This window comes from Streptomyces sp. D2-8 (assembly GCF_023184515.1).
Lineage (GTDB): Bacteria > Actinomycetota > Actinomycetes > Streptomycetales > Streptomycetaceae > Streptomyces.
In genome coordinates this window covers 88,989-105,802 of record NZ_JAAHBP010000001.1, presented here as the reverse complement: position 1 = coordinate 105,802, position 16,814 = coordinate 88,989, and the positions used below count along the sequence as shown (strand labels likewise).

Below are 16,814 nucleotides of genomic sequence, written 5' to 3'. Positions count from 1 at the left end.
CTTCACAGATGGCGGCGTCGGGTGGAGACGTGCCGTTCGTACAGCTCACGTGCCTTGACCGCCGACGGGCGCGTCGCGGTCTCGGCCACGGGTACATCCCACCAGGCCTGCGCGGGAGGCGCGCCCGACACTGTGTCTGCCGTTTGGGTCTCGACGTAGACACATGTGGGAGTGTCGGCCGCCCGGGCCTCGGCGAGGGCCTCCCGCAGGTCCCGGACGGTCTTCGCGCGCAGGACGCGCATGCCGAGGCTGGCCGCGTTGGCGGCGAGGTCCACGGGCAGCGGCGGCCCCGTGTACGAGCCGTCCTCGGCCGGGTAGCGGTAGGCGGTGCCGAACCGCTCGCCGCCCACCGAATCCGACAGGCCGCCGATGGACGCGTAGCCGTGGTTCTGGATGATCAGGACCTTGATCGCGATGCCTTCCTGCACGGCCGTCACGAGCTCCGTCGGCATCATCAGATAGGTGCCGTCACCGACCAGCGCCCACACCGGCCGGTCGGGAGCGGCCATCTTCACGCCGATGGCGGCCGGGATCTCGTAGCCCATGCAGGAGTAGCCGTACTCCAGGTGGTACTGGTCGGGCGACCGCGTCCGCCACAGTTTGTGCAGGTCGCCGGGGAGGGATCCGGCGGCGTTGATCAGGATGTCCGACTCGTCGGCGATCTCGTCCAGGGCGCCGAGGACCTGGGGCTGAGTCGGGCGGGTGTCCGGTTCGGCCACCTCGTAGCAGGCGTCGACGCGCTGCTCCCAGCGCTCCTTGTCCTCGGTGTACTCGGTGGCGTAGGTGCCGGCGACCCGGTGCGCGTGCATCCGGAGGGCCTCGGTGAGCTCCTGCAGGCCGCTGCGGGCGTCCGCGACCAGGGGCTGCCCGGCGAGCTTGTGACCGTCGAAGGGGGCGATGTTGAGGTTGAGGAACCGGACGTCCGGGTTGCTGAACAGGGTGCCGGAGGCGGTGGTGAAGTCGGTGTAGCGGGTGCCGACACCGATCACCAGGTCGGCGGTGCGGGCGAGTTCGTCGGCCGTGGCCGTTCCCGTGTGGCCGACGCCGCCGACGTCCTGGGGGTGGTCGTGGCGCAGGGAGCCCTTGCCCGCCTGGGTGGAGGCGACCGGGATGCCGGTGGCTTCCGCGAACTCGGCGAGGGCCCCCTCGGCACGGCTGTGGTGGACGCCGCCGCCCGCGATGACCAGGGGCCGCTTCGCCGCCCGGATCGTCCGCACGGCCTCGGCGTGTTCGGTCGGGTCGGCGCCGGGACGCCGTACGGTCCAGACGCGCTCGGCGAAGAACTCCTCGGGCCAGTCGTACGCCTCGGCCTGCACGTCCTGGGGCAGGGCGAGGGTGACGGCGCCGGTCTCGACGGGGTCGGTGAGCACCCGCATCGCGCTGAGCGCCGAGGGGATCAGGGCTTCGGGGCGGGTGATCCGGTCGAAGTACTTCGACACCGGGCGCAGGCAGTCGTTGACCGACACATCGCCCGCGTACGGCACTTCGAGCTGCTGGAGGACCGGGTCGGCGGGGCGGGTGGCGAAGGTGTCGCCGGGCAGGAGCAGCACCGGAAGGTGGTTGATGGTCGCGAGGGCGGCACCGGTGACGAGGTTGGTGGCGCCCGGGCCGATGGAGGTCGTCACCGCGTGGGTGGACAGGCGGCCCGACTGGCGGGCGTAGCCGACCGCCGCGTGCACCATGGCCTGTTCGTTGCGGCCCTGGTGGTACGGCATCTCCTCGGCGTGCTCCACGAGCGCCTGGCCGATGCCGGCGACGTTGCCGTGGCCGAAGATGCCCCAGGTGGCGCCGATGAGCCGCCGCCGGACGCCGTCGCGTTCGGTGTACTGGGCGGCGAGGAAGCGGACGAGGGCCTGGGCCACCGTCAGCCTGGTCGTCTGCACGGTCATCGGTACCCCTTTGTGCCTGCTGCGTGGGCCGGATGGAAGCAGATCCGCCACTCCCTCGTGTCGCCCGGGCCCGCCATGACGTTCAGGTAGTACATGTCGTGGCCGGGCTGGGCGATCGACGGGCCGTGCCAGCCGTCGGGGACGAGGACGGCGTCGCCGGAACGGACCTCCGTGAGGACGTCGGAGCCGCCCTCACGCGAGGGGAATACGCGCTGATAGCCGAACCCGTTCGGGCCGTCGATCTCGAAGTAGTAGATCTCCTCCAGCTCCGACTCCTCGCCCGGCCGGTGCTCGTCGTGTTTGTGCGGCGGGTACGAGGACCAGTTTCCGCCGGGCGTGATCACCTCGACCGCGATGAGCTTGTCGCAGTCGAAGGCGTCGGCCGAGGCGAAGTTGCGGACGCGGCGCGTGCAGGTGCCGCTGCCGCGCTCTTCGACGGGGACCTCCGGCGCGGGGCCGTAGCGGGCGGGGAGTTGTCGCTCGCACTTCGCTCCTGCCAAAGCAAAGCGGCCTCCCGCGCCGGAGGCGATCTGGACCCGGGCGTCACGGGGCACGTACGCGAAGTCGGTGACCGACGCGAACACGCTCTCCCTGCCCGAGAGGTGGAACTCATCGTCTTCGACGCGCACGGTGCACGCGCCGTTCAGGGGCAGCACGATCCACTCGCTGTCCCCGGTGGTGAAGGTGTGGGTGCCGTCCGGTGACAGCTCCACGATCCGCAGGCTGCTGTGCGTCCAGCCGGCCCGCTCGGGGTCGATGTCCAGGACGTGGTTCACGTCGGTGGTGGTGCCCTTGGGGACGTACAGCTCACTGGTCATGCCACGGCCCTCACAGCAGTCCGACGGCGGTGTCCACGGCGGCGGCCACGTCGCCGTCCGCCGGGTACAGCAGCGAACGCCCCACGACCAGCCCGCACACGGTGGGCAGTTGGAGCGCGCCGCGCCACTTCTCGTACGCCCCGGCCTGCTCCTCGGCGGAGCCGCCCACCTCGCCGCCGAGCAGCACGGCGGGCAGCGTGGAGGTCGCCATGACCTCGGCCATGTCGTCGGGGTTGTCGGTGACCGGCACCTTGAGCCAGGTGTAGGCGGAACTGCCGCCGAGCCCCGAGGCGATCGCGATCGACTTGGTCACGGCCTCCGCGGAGAGGTCGTTGCGGAGCCGGCCCTGCTCGTCGCGGCGGCTGATGAACGGCTCGACGAAGACGGGGAGTTTCCGGGCGGCCATGGCGTCGACGGCCCGGGCGGTGGACTCCAGGGTGGTCAGCGAACCGGGGTCGTCGTAGTCGATGCGCAGGAGCAGCTTGCCCGCGTCGAAGCCGAGGCGCTCGATGTCCTCGGGGCGGTGGCCGGTGAAGCGATCGTCGAGTTCGAAGCTGGCGCCCTGGAGGCCGCCGCGGTTCATCGACCCCAGGACGACCTTGCCGTCGAGGGCGCCGAGCAGGAGCAGGTCGTCGAGGATGTCGGCGGTGGCGAGGACGCCGTCCACGCCCGGGCGGGACAGAGCCAGGCACAGGCGTTCGAGGAGGTCGGCGCGGTTGGCCATGGCCATGCTGCGCCCGCCGACGCCGAGGGCGCCGCGGGCCGGGTGGTCGGCGGCGACGATCATCAGACGGCCGCTCGAGTTCAGCAGCGGCCGGCGGGGGCGACGGGCCGCGGCCTCGGCGATCGCCTCCGGGTGCCGGCTGCGCAGGCGGACGAGTTCGGAGATGTCGACGGTCACTGGACGGCCCCCGCGGTGACGGCCGCCTCGATCTCGTCCGGCGTGGGCATCGCGGAGGAGCACTCCAGGCGGGAGGCGACGATGGCACCGGCGGCGTTGGCGTGCCGCAGGGTCTTCTCCAGGTCCCAGCCGGCCAGCAGGCCGTGGACGAGACAGCCGCCGAAGGCGTCGCCGGCACCGAGGCCGTTGAGGACGTGCACCGGCAGCGGCGGGACCTCGGCGCTCTCGCCGGCGCTGTTCACCGCGAGGACGCCCTTGGGTCCCTGCTTGACGACGGCCAGTTCGACACCGGCGTCCAGGAGGGCGCGGGCGGCGGCGTGGGGTTCGCGCACGCCCGTGGCGACCTCCACCTCGTCGAGGTTGCCGACCGCGACGGTCGTGTGGCGCAGGGCCTCCGTGTAGAAGGGGCGGGCCGCGTCGGGCCCGCGGCGGGAGCCGCTGATGTCACGGGTCCAGAACATCGGGCGCCAGTCGAGGTCGAACACCGTCGTGCCGGCCTTGGCGCGGTGGGCGAGGGCCGCGAGGGTCGCCGTCCGGCTGGGTTCCTCGCTCAGGCCCGTGCCCGTGACCCAGAAGACCCGGGCGTCCCGGATGGCGTCGAGGTCGAGCTCGTGGGCGTCGATCTCCAGGTCCGGGGCCTTGGGCTGCCGGTAGAAGTACAGCGGGAAGTCATCCGGCGGGAAGATCTCGCAGAAGGTGACCGGGGTGGGCAGGCCGGGGACCGGGGTGACCCAGCGGTCGTCCACGCCGAAGCCGGTCAGGGCCTCGTGGAGGTAGGTGCCGAAGGGGTCGTCGCCGGTGCGGGTGATCACTGCCGTCCGGCGTCCCAGGCGGGCCGCGGCGACCGCGACGTTGCTCGCCGAGCCGCCGAGGAACTTGCCGAAGGACGTGACCTGCGGCAGCGGGACGCCGGTCTGGAGCGGATACAGATCCACTCCGATCCGCCCCATGGTGATCAGGTCGTACGCCATCGGTGTCCCCTCGATGCTCGGCTCTCCCCGGTTTTGTAGCCCCCTCTCGAAGCCCTGTCAATGTTTTGTCCGGACATTCGGACCAGATCATGACAGCGCTTTCCGTATGTCTACGTCCGCGTCCTCACAGTTCCGTAGTCTTCAGCCCCACCTGCCGCCCCGCCTCTCCGGACGGCTGCCGACCGGGCCCGGGTGCCGCGTCAAGGCGCCCCGCCGACACTCCGGCGCGCGTCTTTGCCCCGGGTGTGTCACAAACGCCCCCTCCGTGTCACACATGTCGCGTGTACGCGGGTCTTCCGTCACACCCGGCCCACAGGCCCTGCCCCGTATCACCGGGCGTCGTTGACCGGGCACAGGCTTGTTGATCGCCAGCGCAGCGCCCGGCTCCCCCGGACGGCCGTCCACGGCCGCCGCCGTGGTGCGCGCGGGGAGGTGCACGTCATGACCGACCGAAGGCTCTGGTCCTACAAGGAGATCGCGGCGCACATCCGTGTGCAGCCGGACACTGTGCGGTCCTACCGCAAGCACGGGCTGCTGCCCCCGCCCGACCACGTCGAGAGCGGCAAGCCCTACTGGTACGCCGACACGGTCCGAGCGTGGGTCGCCTCCAGGCCCGGCAACCGCGGCCGAAGAGCCGACTGACCCCGTCGCCCTGTCTCGGCCTCGTGCCCCACCCTCGCGTGGGGCACCGTCGTCGGCCGGTGCGTCAGCTCCACGGCTCGATGACCGTCGCCCCCGCTCCCGGCGCCGTCCCCATCGCGGCCAGCGCGGACGGGACCTCCTCCAGCGTGATCGTCGACGTCACCAGCAGGTCGGGGCGCAGCACGCCGCTGCGGACCAGTTCCAGCATCGGCGGGTAGCTGTGGGCTGCCATGCCGTGGCTGCCGAGGAGTTCGAGCTCCAGGGCGATCGCGCGGGCCATCGGTACGGGTGTCGTGCCGGCCGGCGAGGGCAGCAGGCCGACCTGGACGTGCCGGCCGCGGCGGCGCAGGCCGTTCACGGAGGCGGCGCATGTGCCGGGTGAGCCCAGCGCGTCGAGGGAGAGGTGGGCACCGCCGCCCGTCAGCTCACGGACCGCGGCCGCGGTGTCCGGCACGGCCGCCGCGTCGACACACCGCGCCGCCCCGAACGTCCGCGCCAGGTTCAGGGCGCCGGGCGACACGTCGACGGCCACGACCCGGGCACCCGCGGCGGCCGCGATCATCACGGCCGAGAGCCCGACCCCGCCGCAGCCGTGCACCGCGACCCACTCCCCCGCCGCGACCCGGCCCTGCTGCACCACCGCCCGGTACGCCGTGGCGAACCGGCAGCCGAGCGAGGCCGCCGTCGCGAAGGACAACTCGTCGGGCAGCGCCACGAGGTTCACATCGGCATGGTCCAGCGCCACGTACTGGGCGAAGGAGCCCCAGTGGGTGAAGCCGGGCTGGGTCTGGCGCTCGCACACCTGATGGTCGCCCGCCGCGCAGGACGGGCAGGTGCCGCAGGCGCAGATGAACGGCACGGTGACCCGGTCGCCGGGCCGCCACCGGGTCACCCGGGCGCCCACCGCCTCGACGACCCCGGCGAGTTCGTGCCCGGGCACGTGCGGCAGCGCGATGTCCGGGTCGTGGCCCTGCCAGCCGTGCCAGTCGCTGCGGCACAGCCCGGTGGCCTCGACCCGCACGACGACCCCGTGCTCCGCGGGCTGCGGGTCCGCGACGTCCCGCACCTCGGCCGCTTCCCCGTACCGCTCGAACACCACGGCCCGCATGGACCCACCCGCCTTTCGTTCTGCCGCGCCCGGAGCTCCCGGGGGCGCCGGGTGCCCTCGCGCCCTCGCGTTCAGCACCTCGGGGAACGCTAGCGGTGCACCGAGGGACACCGCGGACCGGGCTCGGCGCCGCTCCGGTCAGCCGGCCGACGCCCCGACCTTGTCCCGGGCCGGTTCCGTTTCTCCCGTCGGCCGTTCCGCCTCCGTCTCGCTCAGGCCGAAGCGCTCGTGGAAACGGCGCAGGGGTCGCGGGGCCCACCACGTGGCGCGGCCGGTGAGGCGCATGACCGCGGGGACCAGGAGACTGCGGACGATCATCGCGTCCATCAGGACCGCCAGGGCGATGCCCAGGCCGAGCATCTTGGTGTTGGTGACCCGGGACGTGCCGATCGCGACCATGACCACGGCCAGGATGACCGCCGCCGCGGTGATCAGCCCGCCGGTGCGTGCCAGGCCGTGGCGGACGGCCTGGTCGTGGTCGCCGGTGCGGTCGTACTCCTCCTTGATGCGGGAGAGCAGGAACACGCCGTAGTCCATGGAGAGGCCGAAGGCCACGCAGAACATCAGGACCGGGAGGGTCGTCTCTATGGAGCCGGGGCTGGTGAAGCCGAGCAGGCCGGACAGGTGGCCGTCCTGGAAGACCCAGACGACCGCGCCGAACATGGCCGTCAGGCTGAGCGCGTTGAGGACGACCGCCTGGATCGGTATGAGCACGCTGCCCGTGAGGAGGAAGACCAGGAGCAGTGTGACGATCGTGATGAAGACCGCCGCGAGCGGCAGGCGCTCCCCTATGGCGTCCTTGGAGTCGACCAGGACGGCCGCCGTGCCGGTCACCTTGGTGTCGAAGGGGGCCCGGGTCTCGCGCAGGTCGCCGACGAGACGCTGGGCCGCGTCGTCCACCGCCTCGCCCTTCGGCAGCACCGTGAAGTACGCCGAGTCGCCCTTCACCAGCGGTCCCTCGACCCGCAGCACGTCGGGCAGTGCGGCGACGCGCTCCTTGTAGGCGCCGTACTGCGCCTCGCTCGCGCGCCCCTCTGCGAGCACTTCGAGGCCGCCGCCGGGGCTGCCCGGGAAGCCCTCCCGGATGTGCTGCTGCACGGTGTGGGACTCGGAGGTCGACGGCAGCTGGCGGTCGTCGGCGGTGCCGAACCGCACGCCCAGGAAGGGCAGTCCGAGCAGGACGAGGACGACGGTGGTGCCGAGGGCGAAGAACGGGGCGCGGCGCATGACGAGCGTCGCCGTGCGGGCCCAGGCCCGGCCCTGCCGGTCGGCGGGCTCCGACCGGTGTCCGCGCCGGATCAGGCGGCGCAGGTCCAGGGCATCGACCCGGTGGCCCAGCAGGATCAGCGCCGCCGGGAGCAGGATCAGCGCGGACGCGGCCGCCAGCAGCACCACGGCGATCCCGGCGTAGGCGAAGGAGCGCAGGAAGTACTGCGGGAAGACCAGCATCGCCGCCAGGGAGACCGCGACCGTGAGGGCGGAGAACAGCACGGTGCGGCCGGCTGTGCGCAGGGTCGTGCCGATCGCGGTCAGGGGTTCGGCGCCCGCGGCCAGTTCCTCGCGGAAGCGGCGGACGATGAAGAGCGCGTAGTCGATGGCGAGGCCCAGGCCGAGGGCCGTGGTGAGGTTGATCGCGAACACGGAGACGTCGGTCAGCTCGGTGAGGCCGCGCAGGATGGCGTTCGTCCCGAGGATGGCGACGATGCCGATGCCGAGCGGCAGCAGGGCCGCGACGGCGCTGCCGAAGACCATCACGAGCAGCACCAGCGTCACGGGCAGGGCGATGAGCTCGGCCCGGGTGAGGTCCTCCTGGATGACCGTCTGCATCTCGTGCCGTACGGCGACCGGGCCGCCGATGGTGACCTCCACCGGGCCGTGCGTGCCGCGGTAGTGGGGCGCGAGGCGCTCCAGGGTCTCGCCGGCGGTCTTCTCGTCGCCGGTGATGCGGGCGGCTATCAGCGCCTCGTGCCCGTCCTCGGCGCGCAGGGCCGGGGCACTGGACTGCCAGTAGGAGCCGACGCCGGTGACGCCCCGCTCGCCCGCCAGACGCTGGGTGAGCCGCTCGGCCTCGGCGGCGACGGCCGGGGCGTCTACCGAGGCGTCGCCCGCGTCGAGCAGGAGCAGCAGGTTGGGCTGGGAGCCGGGGAACTCGCGCTCCAGGGCCTTGGTCGCGTACGTGGACTCGGCGGCCGGGTCCTCCCAGCCGCCCGCGCCGAGCCGGTCGGCGACACCGCTGCCGGCCAGCACCGCGAGGGCGGTGAGCACCAGCGCCACCAGCAGCGACAGTCTGGGCCGGGCGGTGACGAAACGGGTCCAGCCTCCGACGCGCGGCGGTGTGTTGACTTCGGTCATCGTGCGGTGTCCCCTTCACCGTGACCCGTGTCCAGGCGCAGCCTGACAGCGCGGGGCTGCCATAGACTGGCAAACACGAGAGATCGCTCGCATTCCTGCCGACCCCAGAATGCGAGCGACCACTCGCGTTTGTCAATCGCGTTCCGAGACCTGGGGATGACGCGTGCCCGAGAAGACCGAGAAAGCCGGAGCCGGGACGGCCGGAACCGAGACGGCGGCGGCCGAGGACCGGCCGCGCCGCCGCCAGGCCCGCGGCGAGCGCCGGATCGCGCAACTGCTCGAAGCCGCCGCCCGGGTCTTCTCCACGACCGGCTACACGGCCGCCAGCACCAACGCCATCGCCCGCGAGGCGGGCGTCTCCCCGGGGACGCTGTACCAGTTCTTCCCGAACAAGGAAGCGATCGCGATCGAGCTGGGCAGCCGGCTCATGCACGAGATGCGGCAGTCGTACGACGAGGTCCTCACCCCGATCGACCCCGCCGCGACCCCGCTCGAGGAGGTGATCGCCGGGACCGTCGACCGCTTCATCGAGTTCAACTGCCGGCACCCGGCCTTCTTCGCGCTGATGCACGGCCCCGACATCCCGGGCCGCATCGCCGAGGAGCACGACGCGTTGCACACCACGCTGGTCGCCCGGGTCGAGACGATCCTCGCCCCGTTCGCACCCGACGCGCCCCCGGCGGCCGTCACCCGCACCGCCCAGATGTGCGTCGGCATCTACAAGGCCGGCCTGGAGCTGATCCTGGCCCACGAGGACGACGAGCGGGAGGCATACGCCCAGGAGCTGAAGAGCGCCCTCCTGTGCTATCTGCGGCCCCTGGTGGGGACGTCGTGAACCGATACCCCCTAGGGGTACAGTTGGGTGTGCGGATCCCCCAGCGGACCCCACGGCCCCACACGCCTCGACGAGGAGTAACGACATGACCGCCCAGACCGACACCACGGGCCCCGTCACCACCGTCTTCAAGGTGAGCGGCATGAGCTGCGGACACTGCGAGGGCGCGGTCTCCGGCGAGATCTCCCAGATCTCCGGCGTGAGCTCGGTGACGGCCGTCGCCAAGACCGGCGAGGTCACCGTCGTCTCCGCGGCCCCGCTCGACGACGAGGCCGTACGCGCCGCCGTCGACGAGGCCGGCTTCGAACTGGCCGGCCGCGCCTGAGAACCCCGGGCGCGAGCCCCGGCACGACCCGGGCCCGAGAGCCCGGTCAACCCGCCAGGCCTGAGACGTACCAGACTTGGCACTCGTACCCGTGTACGGGCCGTACGGCCGCCGCCCCGGCCCGTACGGCCCGTTCCGCTTCCCGGGCGCCCCGCATCTCCTGGAGTCGAGGACATGACCAGCACCACCGCCCAGGCACCGGCCGACCACGAGCCGGCCCTCGCCGAGGTCGAGCTGCTCATCGGCGGGATGACCTGCGCTTCCTGCGCGGCCCGTGTCGAGAAGAAGCTCAACCGCATGGACGGCGTCACGGCCACGGTGAACTACGCGACGGAGAAGGCCCGGATCACCTGCCCCGAGGGCACCGAGGTCGCCGATCTGATCGCCACGGTGGTGAAGACCGGGTACACCGCCGAGGAGCCCGCGCCCCCGCGGGAGGAGACCGCCGCCGAGGAGGAGGACCCCGAGCTGTCGGCCCTGCGCCGGCGTCTGGCCGTCTCCGCCGCCCTCGCGGTGCCTGTCGTCCTGCTGGCGATGATCCCCGGCCTGCAGTTCGACAACTGGCAGTGGCTCTCGCTCACCCTCGCCGCACCGGTCGTCGTCTGGGGCGGGCTGCCCTTCCACCGGGCGGCCTGGACCAATGCCCGGCACGGCGCCGCCACCATGGACACACTGGTCTCCCTCGGCACCCTGGCCGCGTTCGGCTGGTCCCTGTGGGCGCTGTTCCTCGGTGACGCGGGCATGCCGGGCATGCGGCATCCCTTCGAGCTCACGGTCTCGCGCGGCGACGGCTCCTCCTCGATCTACCTGGAGGTCGCCTCCGGCGTCACGGCGTTCATCCTGCTGGGCCGCTATCTGGAGGCACGCTCCAAGCGCCGTGCGGGGGCGGCCCTCAGGGCGCTGATGGAGCTGGGCGCCAAGGACGTGGCCGTGCTGCGGGACGGGCGCGAGGTGCGGATCCCGGCACAGCGGCTGGCCGTCGGCGACCGGTTCGTCGTGAGGCCCGGCGAGAAGATCGCCACCGACGGCACGGTCGTCGAGGGCGCCTGCGCGCTGGACGCCTCGATGCTGACCGGCGAGTCGGTGCCGGTGGACGTGACGGCCGGGGACCCGGTCACCGGCGCGACGGTCAACGCGGGCGGCCGGCTGGTCGTCGAGGCCACCCGGGTCGGTGCGGACACGCAGCTCGCGCGGATGGCGAAGCTGGTGGAGGACGCGCAGAACGGCAAGGCCGAGGTGCAGCGGCTCGCCGACCGGATCTCCGGGATCTTCGTGCCGGTGGTGCTGCTGATCGCCGTCGCCACGGCCGGGGTGTGGCTCGGACTGAACGGTGACAGCGTCGCCGCGTTCACCGCTGCCGTCGCCGTCCTGATCATCGCCTGCCCGTGCGCCCTGGGCCTGGCCACCCCGACCGCGCTGATGGTCGGCACGGGCCGCGGCGCCCAGCTCGGCATCCTCATCAAGGGCCCGGAGGTCCTGGAGTCCACGCGCCGGATCGACACGGTCGTCCTGGACAAGACCGGCACCGTCACCACGGGCCGGATGACTCTCCAGGAGGTCCACATCGCCGAGGGCACCGACGAGAAGGAGGTGCTGCGGCTCGCGGGCGCCGTCGAGCACGCCTCCGAGCATCCCGTCGCCCGTGCGATCGCGCTGGGCGCCGAGGAGAGCGCGGGGCGGCTCCCGGAGGCCGAAGGGTTCGAGAACGTCCCCGGGCGGGGCGTACGCGGGCGTGTGGAGGGCCGTGACGTCGCCGTGGGGCGGCTCTTCGACGACGTACCGCCGGAGCTGGCCCGCGCGCGGGACGAGGCCGAGCGGGCCGGGCGCACGGCCGTCGTGGCCGGCTGGGACGGGACGGCGCGGGCCGTGCTGGCCGTGGCGGACGCGGTCAAGGAGACCAGCGCCGAGGCCGTGCGCGACCTGCGTGCACTGGGGCTCACGCCGGTGCTGCTGACCGGGGACAACCGTGCGGTGGCGGAGACGGTGGCGGCGGCCGTGGGGATCGAGAAGGTGGTGGCCGAGGTGCTGCCCGAGGACAAGGTCGACGCGGTGCGGCGGCTGCAGGCCGAGGGGCGGGTCGTGGCCATGGTGGGCGACGGCGTCAACGACGCGGCCGCACTCGCCGCCGCCGATCTGGGCCTGGCCATGGGCACCGGCACGGACGCGGCGATCGAGGCGGGTGATCTGACGCTGGTGCGCGGCGATCTGCGGGTGGCCGCGGACGCGATCCGGCTGTCCCGCCGGACACTGGCCACGATCAAGGGCAATCTGGTGTGGGCCTTCGGCTACAACGTGGCCGCGCTGCCGCTGGCCGCCGCGGGCCTGCTGAACCCGATGATCGCCGGGGCCGCGATGGCCTTCTCGTCGGTCTTCGTCGTCACGAACAGTCTGCGGCTGCGGACATTCCGGTGAAGTCCCCCGAATTCCCCGTAAGTTCACGGCGAACGCGATTTGAGTCCCTCTGGAGTCCCGGGCCCGGCTCACATAAGCTCTTCACAAGGCTCACGCATCTTCCTTACGCTTGGGTCCCGGACGGCATATCCGGGTTCTTGCGCATCTAGCGGACATACGCAAGAGACGCAGATCACAGTGATGTGAACGTAACCATCGAAGGGGTTCGAAGGTCTAAGTTGACGATGTCAGGGAGCGTCTTGGGGGGCGCGACCTGCCGTCTGGGGATGTCTTGGGGGACTTCTCCAGAGATGCGTTGCCGGGGCACGTACACCGGGAAGCTTTGAGCGGCCCTCCCGGGCGTGCGCTGTCCCGGCAGATCGCACACCCCAGCAGTACGGCGAGTTTTGCCCGTTCTGCTCAACAGCGATTCAGGCGCTGTCCTCACAGACGCCCGGCCGGATCCCGTGGGGGGAATCCGTACCGGGACTGGGAAGGCGCCCTGGTCGTCGGCCCGTGGGGGGACCGGCGCCGGGGCGCCTTCTTCATTGCGTAAGAAATCCCGTGAGAGATCCCGTGATCTCTCACGGGAGGCCACGCGAAAGCCCCCGTACCCGGCAGGCGGGTACGGGGGCCGAAGCGGTACTGCGCCTCAGCGCTCCTCGACGGGAACGAAGTCGCGCTCGACCACGCCCGTGTAGATCTGGCGCGGGCGGCCGATGCGGGAGCCGGGCTCCTTGATCATCTCGTGCCACTGGGCGATCCAGCCCGGCAGCCGGCCGAGGGCGAACAGGACCGTGAACATCTCGGTCGGGAAGCCCATGGCCCGGTAGATCAGGCCGGTGTAGAAGTCGACGTTCGGGTAGAGGCTGCGCTCGACGAAGTAGTCGTCGGAGAGTGCGTGCTCCTCCAGCTTCAGCGCGATGTCCAGCAGCTCGTCGGACTTGCCGAGCGCGGACAGCACGTCGTGCGCGGCGGCCTTGATGATCTTGGCGCGCGGGTCGAAGTTCTTGTAGACCCGGTGGCCGAAGCCCATCAGGCGGACGCCGTCCTCCTTGTTCTTCACCTTGCGGATGAAGGAGTCGACGTCACCGCCGGCGTCGCGGATGCCCTCCAGCATCTCCAGCACGGACTGGTTGGCGCCGCCGTGCAGCGGGCCCCACAGGGCGTTGATGCCGGCGGAGATCGAGGCGAACATGTTCGCCTGCGAGGAGCCCACCAGGCGGACCGTGGAGGTCGAGCAGTTCTGCTCGTGGTCCGCGTGCAGGATCAGCAGCTTGTCGAGCGCGGAGACCACGGTCGGGTCCGGCACGTACTCCTGCGCGGGGACCGAGAAGGTCATGCGGAGGAAGTTCTCGACGTAGCCGAGGTCGTTGCGCGGGTAGACGAACGGGTGACCGATCGACTTCTTGTACGCGTACGCCGCGATCGTCGGAAGCTTGGCGAGCAGCCGGATCGTGGAGAGGTTGCGCTGGCGCTCGTCGAACGGGTTGTGGCTGTCCTGGTAGAACGTGGACAGCGCCGAGACGACCGAGGACAGCATGGCCATCGGGTGGGCGTCGCGCGGGAAGCCCTTGTAGAAGTTCTTGACGTCCTCGTGCAGCAGGGTGTGCTGCGTGATGTCGTTCTTGAACGTCGAGAGCTCGTCGACCGTCGGCAGCTCGCCGTTGATCAGCAGGTAGGCGACCTCCAGGAAGGTGGAGCGCTCGGCCAGCTGTTCGATCGGGTAGCCGCGATACCGCAGGATGCCCGCTTCGCCGTCCAGGTAGGTGACGGCGGATTTGTACGCGGCGGTGTTGCCGTAACCGCTGTCCAGCGTCACCAGACCGGTCTGGGCGCGGAGCTTTCCGATGTCGAAGCCCTTGTCACCGACGGTGCTGTCGATCACCGGGTAGGTGTACTCGCCGTCGCCGTACCGCAGTACTACAGAGTTGTCGCTCACGTCTTCCCTCACCGACGTTGTGCCTCATCTTCGAGGTTGCCCTGACTGTCTCTACCATCCCCCACTTGGCTCAGGAGAGTGCACTCGGGGTCGACCATCGGGCCTATTGACGGCACTGAGTGCCGCCAACTTGCTCATCCTGCCCCCTGAGTTCCCCTTCTGGAAGTGCCTTGTGACCTTCACGACTCATTTGATCGATCATTTTTTGCTGAACCGAGCCGAAAGTCGAGTGCCGTGCACCGCCGGCCCGCCGAAACGGTGCGCACCGCCTGGCCGATCGCCTTGCGCGAACCGACGAGGACGACCAGCTGCTTGGCCCGGGTGACCGCCGTGTAGAGCAGGTTCCGCTGGAGCATCATCCAGGCGCCCGTGGTGACCGGGATGACGACCGCCGGGTACTCGCTGCCCTGGGACCGGTGGATCGTCACGGCGTACGCGTGGGCCAGCTCGTCGAGCTCGTCGAACTCGTACGGCACCTCCTCGTCCTCGTCGGTGAGCACCGTCAGGCGCTGGTCGACCGGGTCGAGCGAGGTGACCACACCGACGGTGCCGTTGAAGACACCGTTCTCGCCCTTCTCGTAATTGTTGCGAATCTGGGTGACCTTGTCGCCGACGCGGAACACCCGTCCGCCGAATCTCTTCTCGGGCAGGTCGGGGCGGCCCGGGGTGACGGCCTGTTGCAGCAGGCCGTTGAGGGTGCCCGCGCCGGCCGGGCCGCGGTGCATGGGGGCGAGGACCTGGACGTCCCGGCGCGGGTCCAGCCCGAACTTGGCCGGAATGCGACGGGCGGCCACATCGACGGTGAGCCGCCCGGCGGCCTCGGTGTCGTCCTCGACGAAGAGGAAGAAGTCCTTCATGCCGTCGGTGACCGGGTGTTGGCCGGCGTTGATCCGGTGTGCGTTCGTCACCACGCCCGACTGCTGGGCCTGCCGGAAGACCCGGGTGAGACGGACCGCGGGGACCGGGCCGCCGTCGGCCAGGAGGTCCCGGAGGACCTCGCCCGCGCCGACGCTGGGCAGTTGGTCGACGTCCCCGACGAAGAGCAGATGCGCGCCCGGCGGGACCGCCTTCACCAGCTTGTTGGCGAGGAGCAGGTCCAGCATGGAGGCCTCGTCGACCACGACCAGGTCGGCGTCCAGCGGGCGGTCCCGGTCGTAGGCCGCGTCTCCGCCGGGCTTGAGCTCCAGCAGGCGGTGGACGGTGGAGGCCTCGGCGCCGGTGAGCTCGGACAGGCGCTTGGCGGCCCGGCCCGTGGGGGCGGCGAGTACGACCTTCGCCTTCCTGGCGCGGGCCAGCTCCACGATCGAGCGGACCGTGAAGGACTTGCCGCAGCCAGGGCCGCCCGTGAGGACGGCGACCTTCTCGGTCAGCGCCAGCTTGACGGCGGCCTCCTGCTCCGGGGCGAGATCGGTGCCCGTACGCCCCTTCAACCAGCTCAGCGCCTTGTCCCAGGCCACGGACCGGAAGCCCGGCATCCGGTCCTCGTCGGTGCGCAGCAGACGCAGCAGCTGGGCGGAGAGGGAGAGTTCGGCGCGGTGGAAGGGGACGAGGTAGATCGCGGTGACGGGCTCCCCGCCGCCGGGGCCCGGCACCTTCTCCCGCACGACGCCGGGGTCCTCGCCGTCCTGAGGGGGTTCGGCCAGCTCGGCCAGGCATTCGATGACCAGGCCGGTGTCGACCTGGAGGAGCTTCACCGCGTCCTTGATCAGCTGCTCCTCCGGGAGGAAGCAGTGGCCCTGGTCGGTGGACTGGGACAGCGCGTACTGCAGTCCCGCCTTGACGCGCTCGGGGCTGTCGTGCGGAATGCCGACGGACCGGGCGATCTTGTCGGCGGTGAGGAAGCCGATGCCCCAGACGTCGGACGCGAGCCGGTACGGCTGGTTCTTCACGACCGAGATGGAGGCGTCGCCGTACTTCTTGTAGATGCGCACCGCGATGGACGTGGACACCTCGACGGTCTGGAGGAAGAGCATGACCTCCTTGATGGCCTTCTGCTCCTCCCAGGCGTCCGCGATCTTCTTGGTCCGCTTGGGGCCGAGCCCGGGGACCTCGATAAGCCGCTTGGGCTCCTCCTCGATGATCGTGAGGGTGTCCATGCCGAAGTGCTGGGTGATGCGGTCGGCGAAGACCGGGCCGATGCCCTTGACCAGTCCTGAGCCGAGGTAGCGGCGGATGCCCTGGACGGTGGCCGGCAGGACGGTCGTGTAGTTCTCGACGTGAAATTGTTTTCCGTACTGCGGGTGGGAGCCCCAGCGGCCCTCCATGCGCAGGGACTCGCCGACCTGCGCGCCGAGCAGCGCGCCCACGACCGTGAGCAGGTCGCCGGCGCCTCTGCCGGTGTCGACCCGGGCGACCGTGTAGCCGTTCTCCTCGTTGGCGTACGTGATGCGCTCGAGTACGCCCTCCAGCGTGGCCAGTCGCCGCTCGCCCGCCTGGGCGGCCCCCGCCTGATCGGTCATGATCCGAAGGTACCGCCCGGGTACGACAGCGCGGCGGTGCCTGAGCCCCGGCGGCTCTCGCATCAAGCGACCGATCAGTATGCGGGCCGGGGTTCACCTTTCACCGCGGATTCACAAGAGGGCCCGAAGCTTTACAGTTCAAGCATCCGGATGGCCCCTTTTGCGATTCTTTCCCGTGGAA

General features: G+C 71.2%; 12 protein-coding genes. 4 read left to right on the top strand and 8 right to left on the bottom strand.

Annotated features, from left to right (window positions below; all coding sequences use genetic code 11):
- Positions 1-2 precede the first annotated feature (2 nt).
- The 4 genes from iolD to iolC are packed head-to-tail and all read right to left on the bottom strand — an operon-like array spanning position 3 to position 4,579.
- On the bottom strand, positions 3-1,889 hold the full coding sequence (iolD, locus tag G3I77_RS00475) for a 3D-(3,5/4)-trihydroxycyclohexane-1,2-dione acylhydrolase (decyclizing) (protein ID WP_248500399.1): 1,887 nt from the start codon (positions 1,887-1,889) through the stop codon (positions 3-5).
- Positions 1,886-2,707: a 5-deoxy-glucuronate isomerase gene (gene iolB / locus G3I77_RS00470; protein WP_248500398.1), complete on the bottom strand. Its 822-nt coding sequence runs from the start codon at positions 2,705-2,707 to the stop codon at positions 1,886-1,888. The genes iolD and iolB overlap by 4 nt, the downstream gene beginning before the upstream one ends.
- A gap of 10 nt (positions 2,708-2,717) precedes the next feature.
- Entirely contained in the window at positions 2,718-3,608 is an 891-nt protein-coding gene (locus tag G3I77_RS00465; protein ID WP_248500397.1) for a deoxyribose-phosphate aldolase, read from the bottom strand.
- A complete protein-coding gene (iolC, locus tag G3I77_RS00460; RefSeq protein ID WP_248500396.1) occupies positions 3,605-4,579 on the bottom strand; it encodes a 5-dehydro-2-deoxygluconokinase in 975 nt (324 codons plus the stop codon). Before iolC ends, G3I77_RS00465 begins: the two co-directional genes overlap by 4 nt.
- Positions 4,580-5,020: 441 nt before the next feature.
- On the opposite strand from iolC, the gene G3I77_RS00455 reads away from it, so the two are divergent.
- Entirely contained in the window at positions 5,021-5,221 is a 201-nt protein-coding gene (locus tag G3I77_RS00455) for an AlpA family transcriptional regulator (RefSeq protein WP_031130605.1), read from the top strand.
- 64 nt (positions 5,222-5,285) lie between these two features.
- On the opposite strand, the gene G3I77_RS00450 is transcribed toward G3I77_RS00455, so the two are convergent.
- Positions 5,286-6,329, bottom strand: a complete 1,044-nt coding sequence (locus G3I77_RS00450) for a zinc-dependent alcohol dehydrogenase family protein (protein WP_248500395.1) — start codon at positions 6,327-6,329, stop codon at positions 5,286-5,288.
- Positions 6,330-6,467: 138 nt separating this feature from the next.
- On the bottom strand, positions 6,468-8,681 hold the full coding sequence (locus G3I77_RS00445) for an MMPL family transporter (RefSeq protein WP_248500394.1): 2,214 nt from the start codon (positions 8,679-8,681) through the stop codon (positions 6,468-6,470).
- A 163-nt stretch (positions 8,682-8,844) separates the two neighbouring features.
- Between G3I77_RS00445 and G3I77_RS00440 the strand changes: the two genes are divergently transcribed.
- From G3I77_RS00440 to G3I77_RS00430, 3 genes are all read left to right on the top strand, one after another.
- Entirely contained in the window at positions 8,845-9,516 is a 672-nt protein-coding gene (locus tag G3I77_RS00440; RefSeq protein WP_248500393.1) for a TetR/AcrR family transcriptional regulator, read from the top strand.
- Positions 9,517-9,601: 85 nt separating this feature from the next.
- Positions 9,602-9,841 carry a heavy-metal-associated domain-containing protein gene (locus tag G3I77_RS00435; RefSeq protein ID WP_248500392.1) on the top strand — a complete coding sequence of 80 codons (240 nt, stop codon included), beginning with the start codon at positions 9,602-9,604 and terminating at the stop codon, positions 9,839-9,841.
- A gap of 174 nt (positions 9,842-10,015) precedes the next feature.
- Positions 10,016-12,253, top strand: coding sequence for a cation-translocating P-type ATPase (locus G3I77_RS00430; protein WP_248500391.1), 2,238 nt, complete (start codon positions 10,016-10,018; stop codon positions 12,251-12,253).
- A gap of 631 nt (positions 12,254-12,884) precedes the next feature.
- Here G3I77_RS00430 and G3I77_RS00425 read toward each other — a convergent pair.
- Positions 12,885-14,174 carry a citrate synthase gene (locus G3I77_RS00425; protein WP_248500390.1) on the bottom strand — a complete coding sequence of 430 codons (1,290 nt, stop codon included), beginning with the start codon at positions 14,172-14,174 and terminating at the stop codon, positions 12,885-12,887.
- A 179-nt stretch (positions 14,175-14,353) separates the two neighbouring features.
- Entirely contained in the window at positions 14,354-16,633 is a 2,280-nt protein-coding gene (locus G3I77_RS00420; protein ID WP_248500389.1) for an ATP-dependent RecD-like DNA helicase, read from the bottom strand.
- Positions 16,634-16,814: the final 181 nt, after the last annotated feature.

Excerpts from the sequence above, each read along its gene's own strand:
- iolD (WP_248500399.1), bottom strand. The coding sequence starts at position 1,889 with ATGACCGTGCAGACGACCAGGCTGACGGTGGCCCAGGCCCTCGTCCGC.
- iolB (WP_248500398.1), bottom strand. The coding sequence starts at position 2,707 with ATGACCAGTGAGCTGTACGTCCCCAAGGGCACCACCACCGACGTGAAC.
- iolC (WP_248500396.1), bottom strand. The coding sequence starts at position 4,579 with ATGGCGTACGACCTGATCACCATGGGGCGGATCGGAGTGGATCTGTAT.
- G3I77_RS00455 (WP_031130605.1), top strand. The coding sequence starts at position 5,021 with ATGACCGACCGAAGGCTCTGGTCCTACAAGGAGATCGCGGCGCACATC.
- G3I77_RS00450 (WP_248500395.1), bottom strand. The coding sequence starts at position 6,329 with ATGCGGGCCGTGGTGTTCGAGCGGTACGGGGAAGCGGCCGAGGTGCGG.
- G3I77_RS00445 (WP_248500394.1), bottom strand. The coding sequence starts at position 8,681 with ATGACCGAAGTCAACACACCGCCGCGCGTCGGAGGCTGGACCCGTTTC.
- G3I77_RS00435 (WP_248500392.1), top strand. The coding sequence starts at position 9,602 with ATGACCGCCCAGACCGACACCACGGGCCCCGTCACCACCGTCTTCAAG.
- G3I77_RS00430 (WP_248500391.1), top strand. The coding sequence starts at position 10,016 with ATGACCAGCACCACCGCCCAGGCACCGGCCGACCACGAGCCGGCCCTC.
- G3I77_RS00420 (WP_248500389.1), bottom strand. The coding sequence starts at position 16,633 with ATGACCGATCAGGCGGGGGCCGCCCAGGCGGGCGAGCGGCGACTGGCC.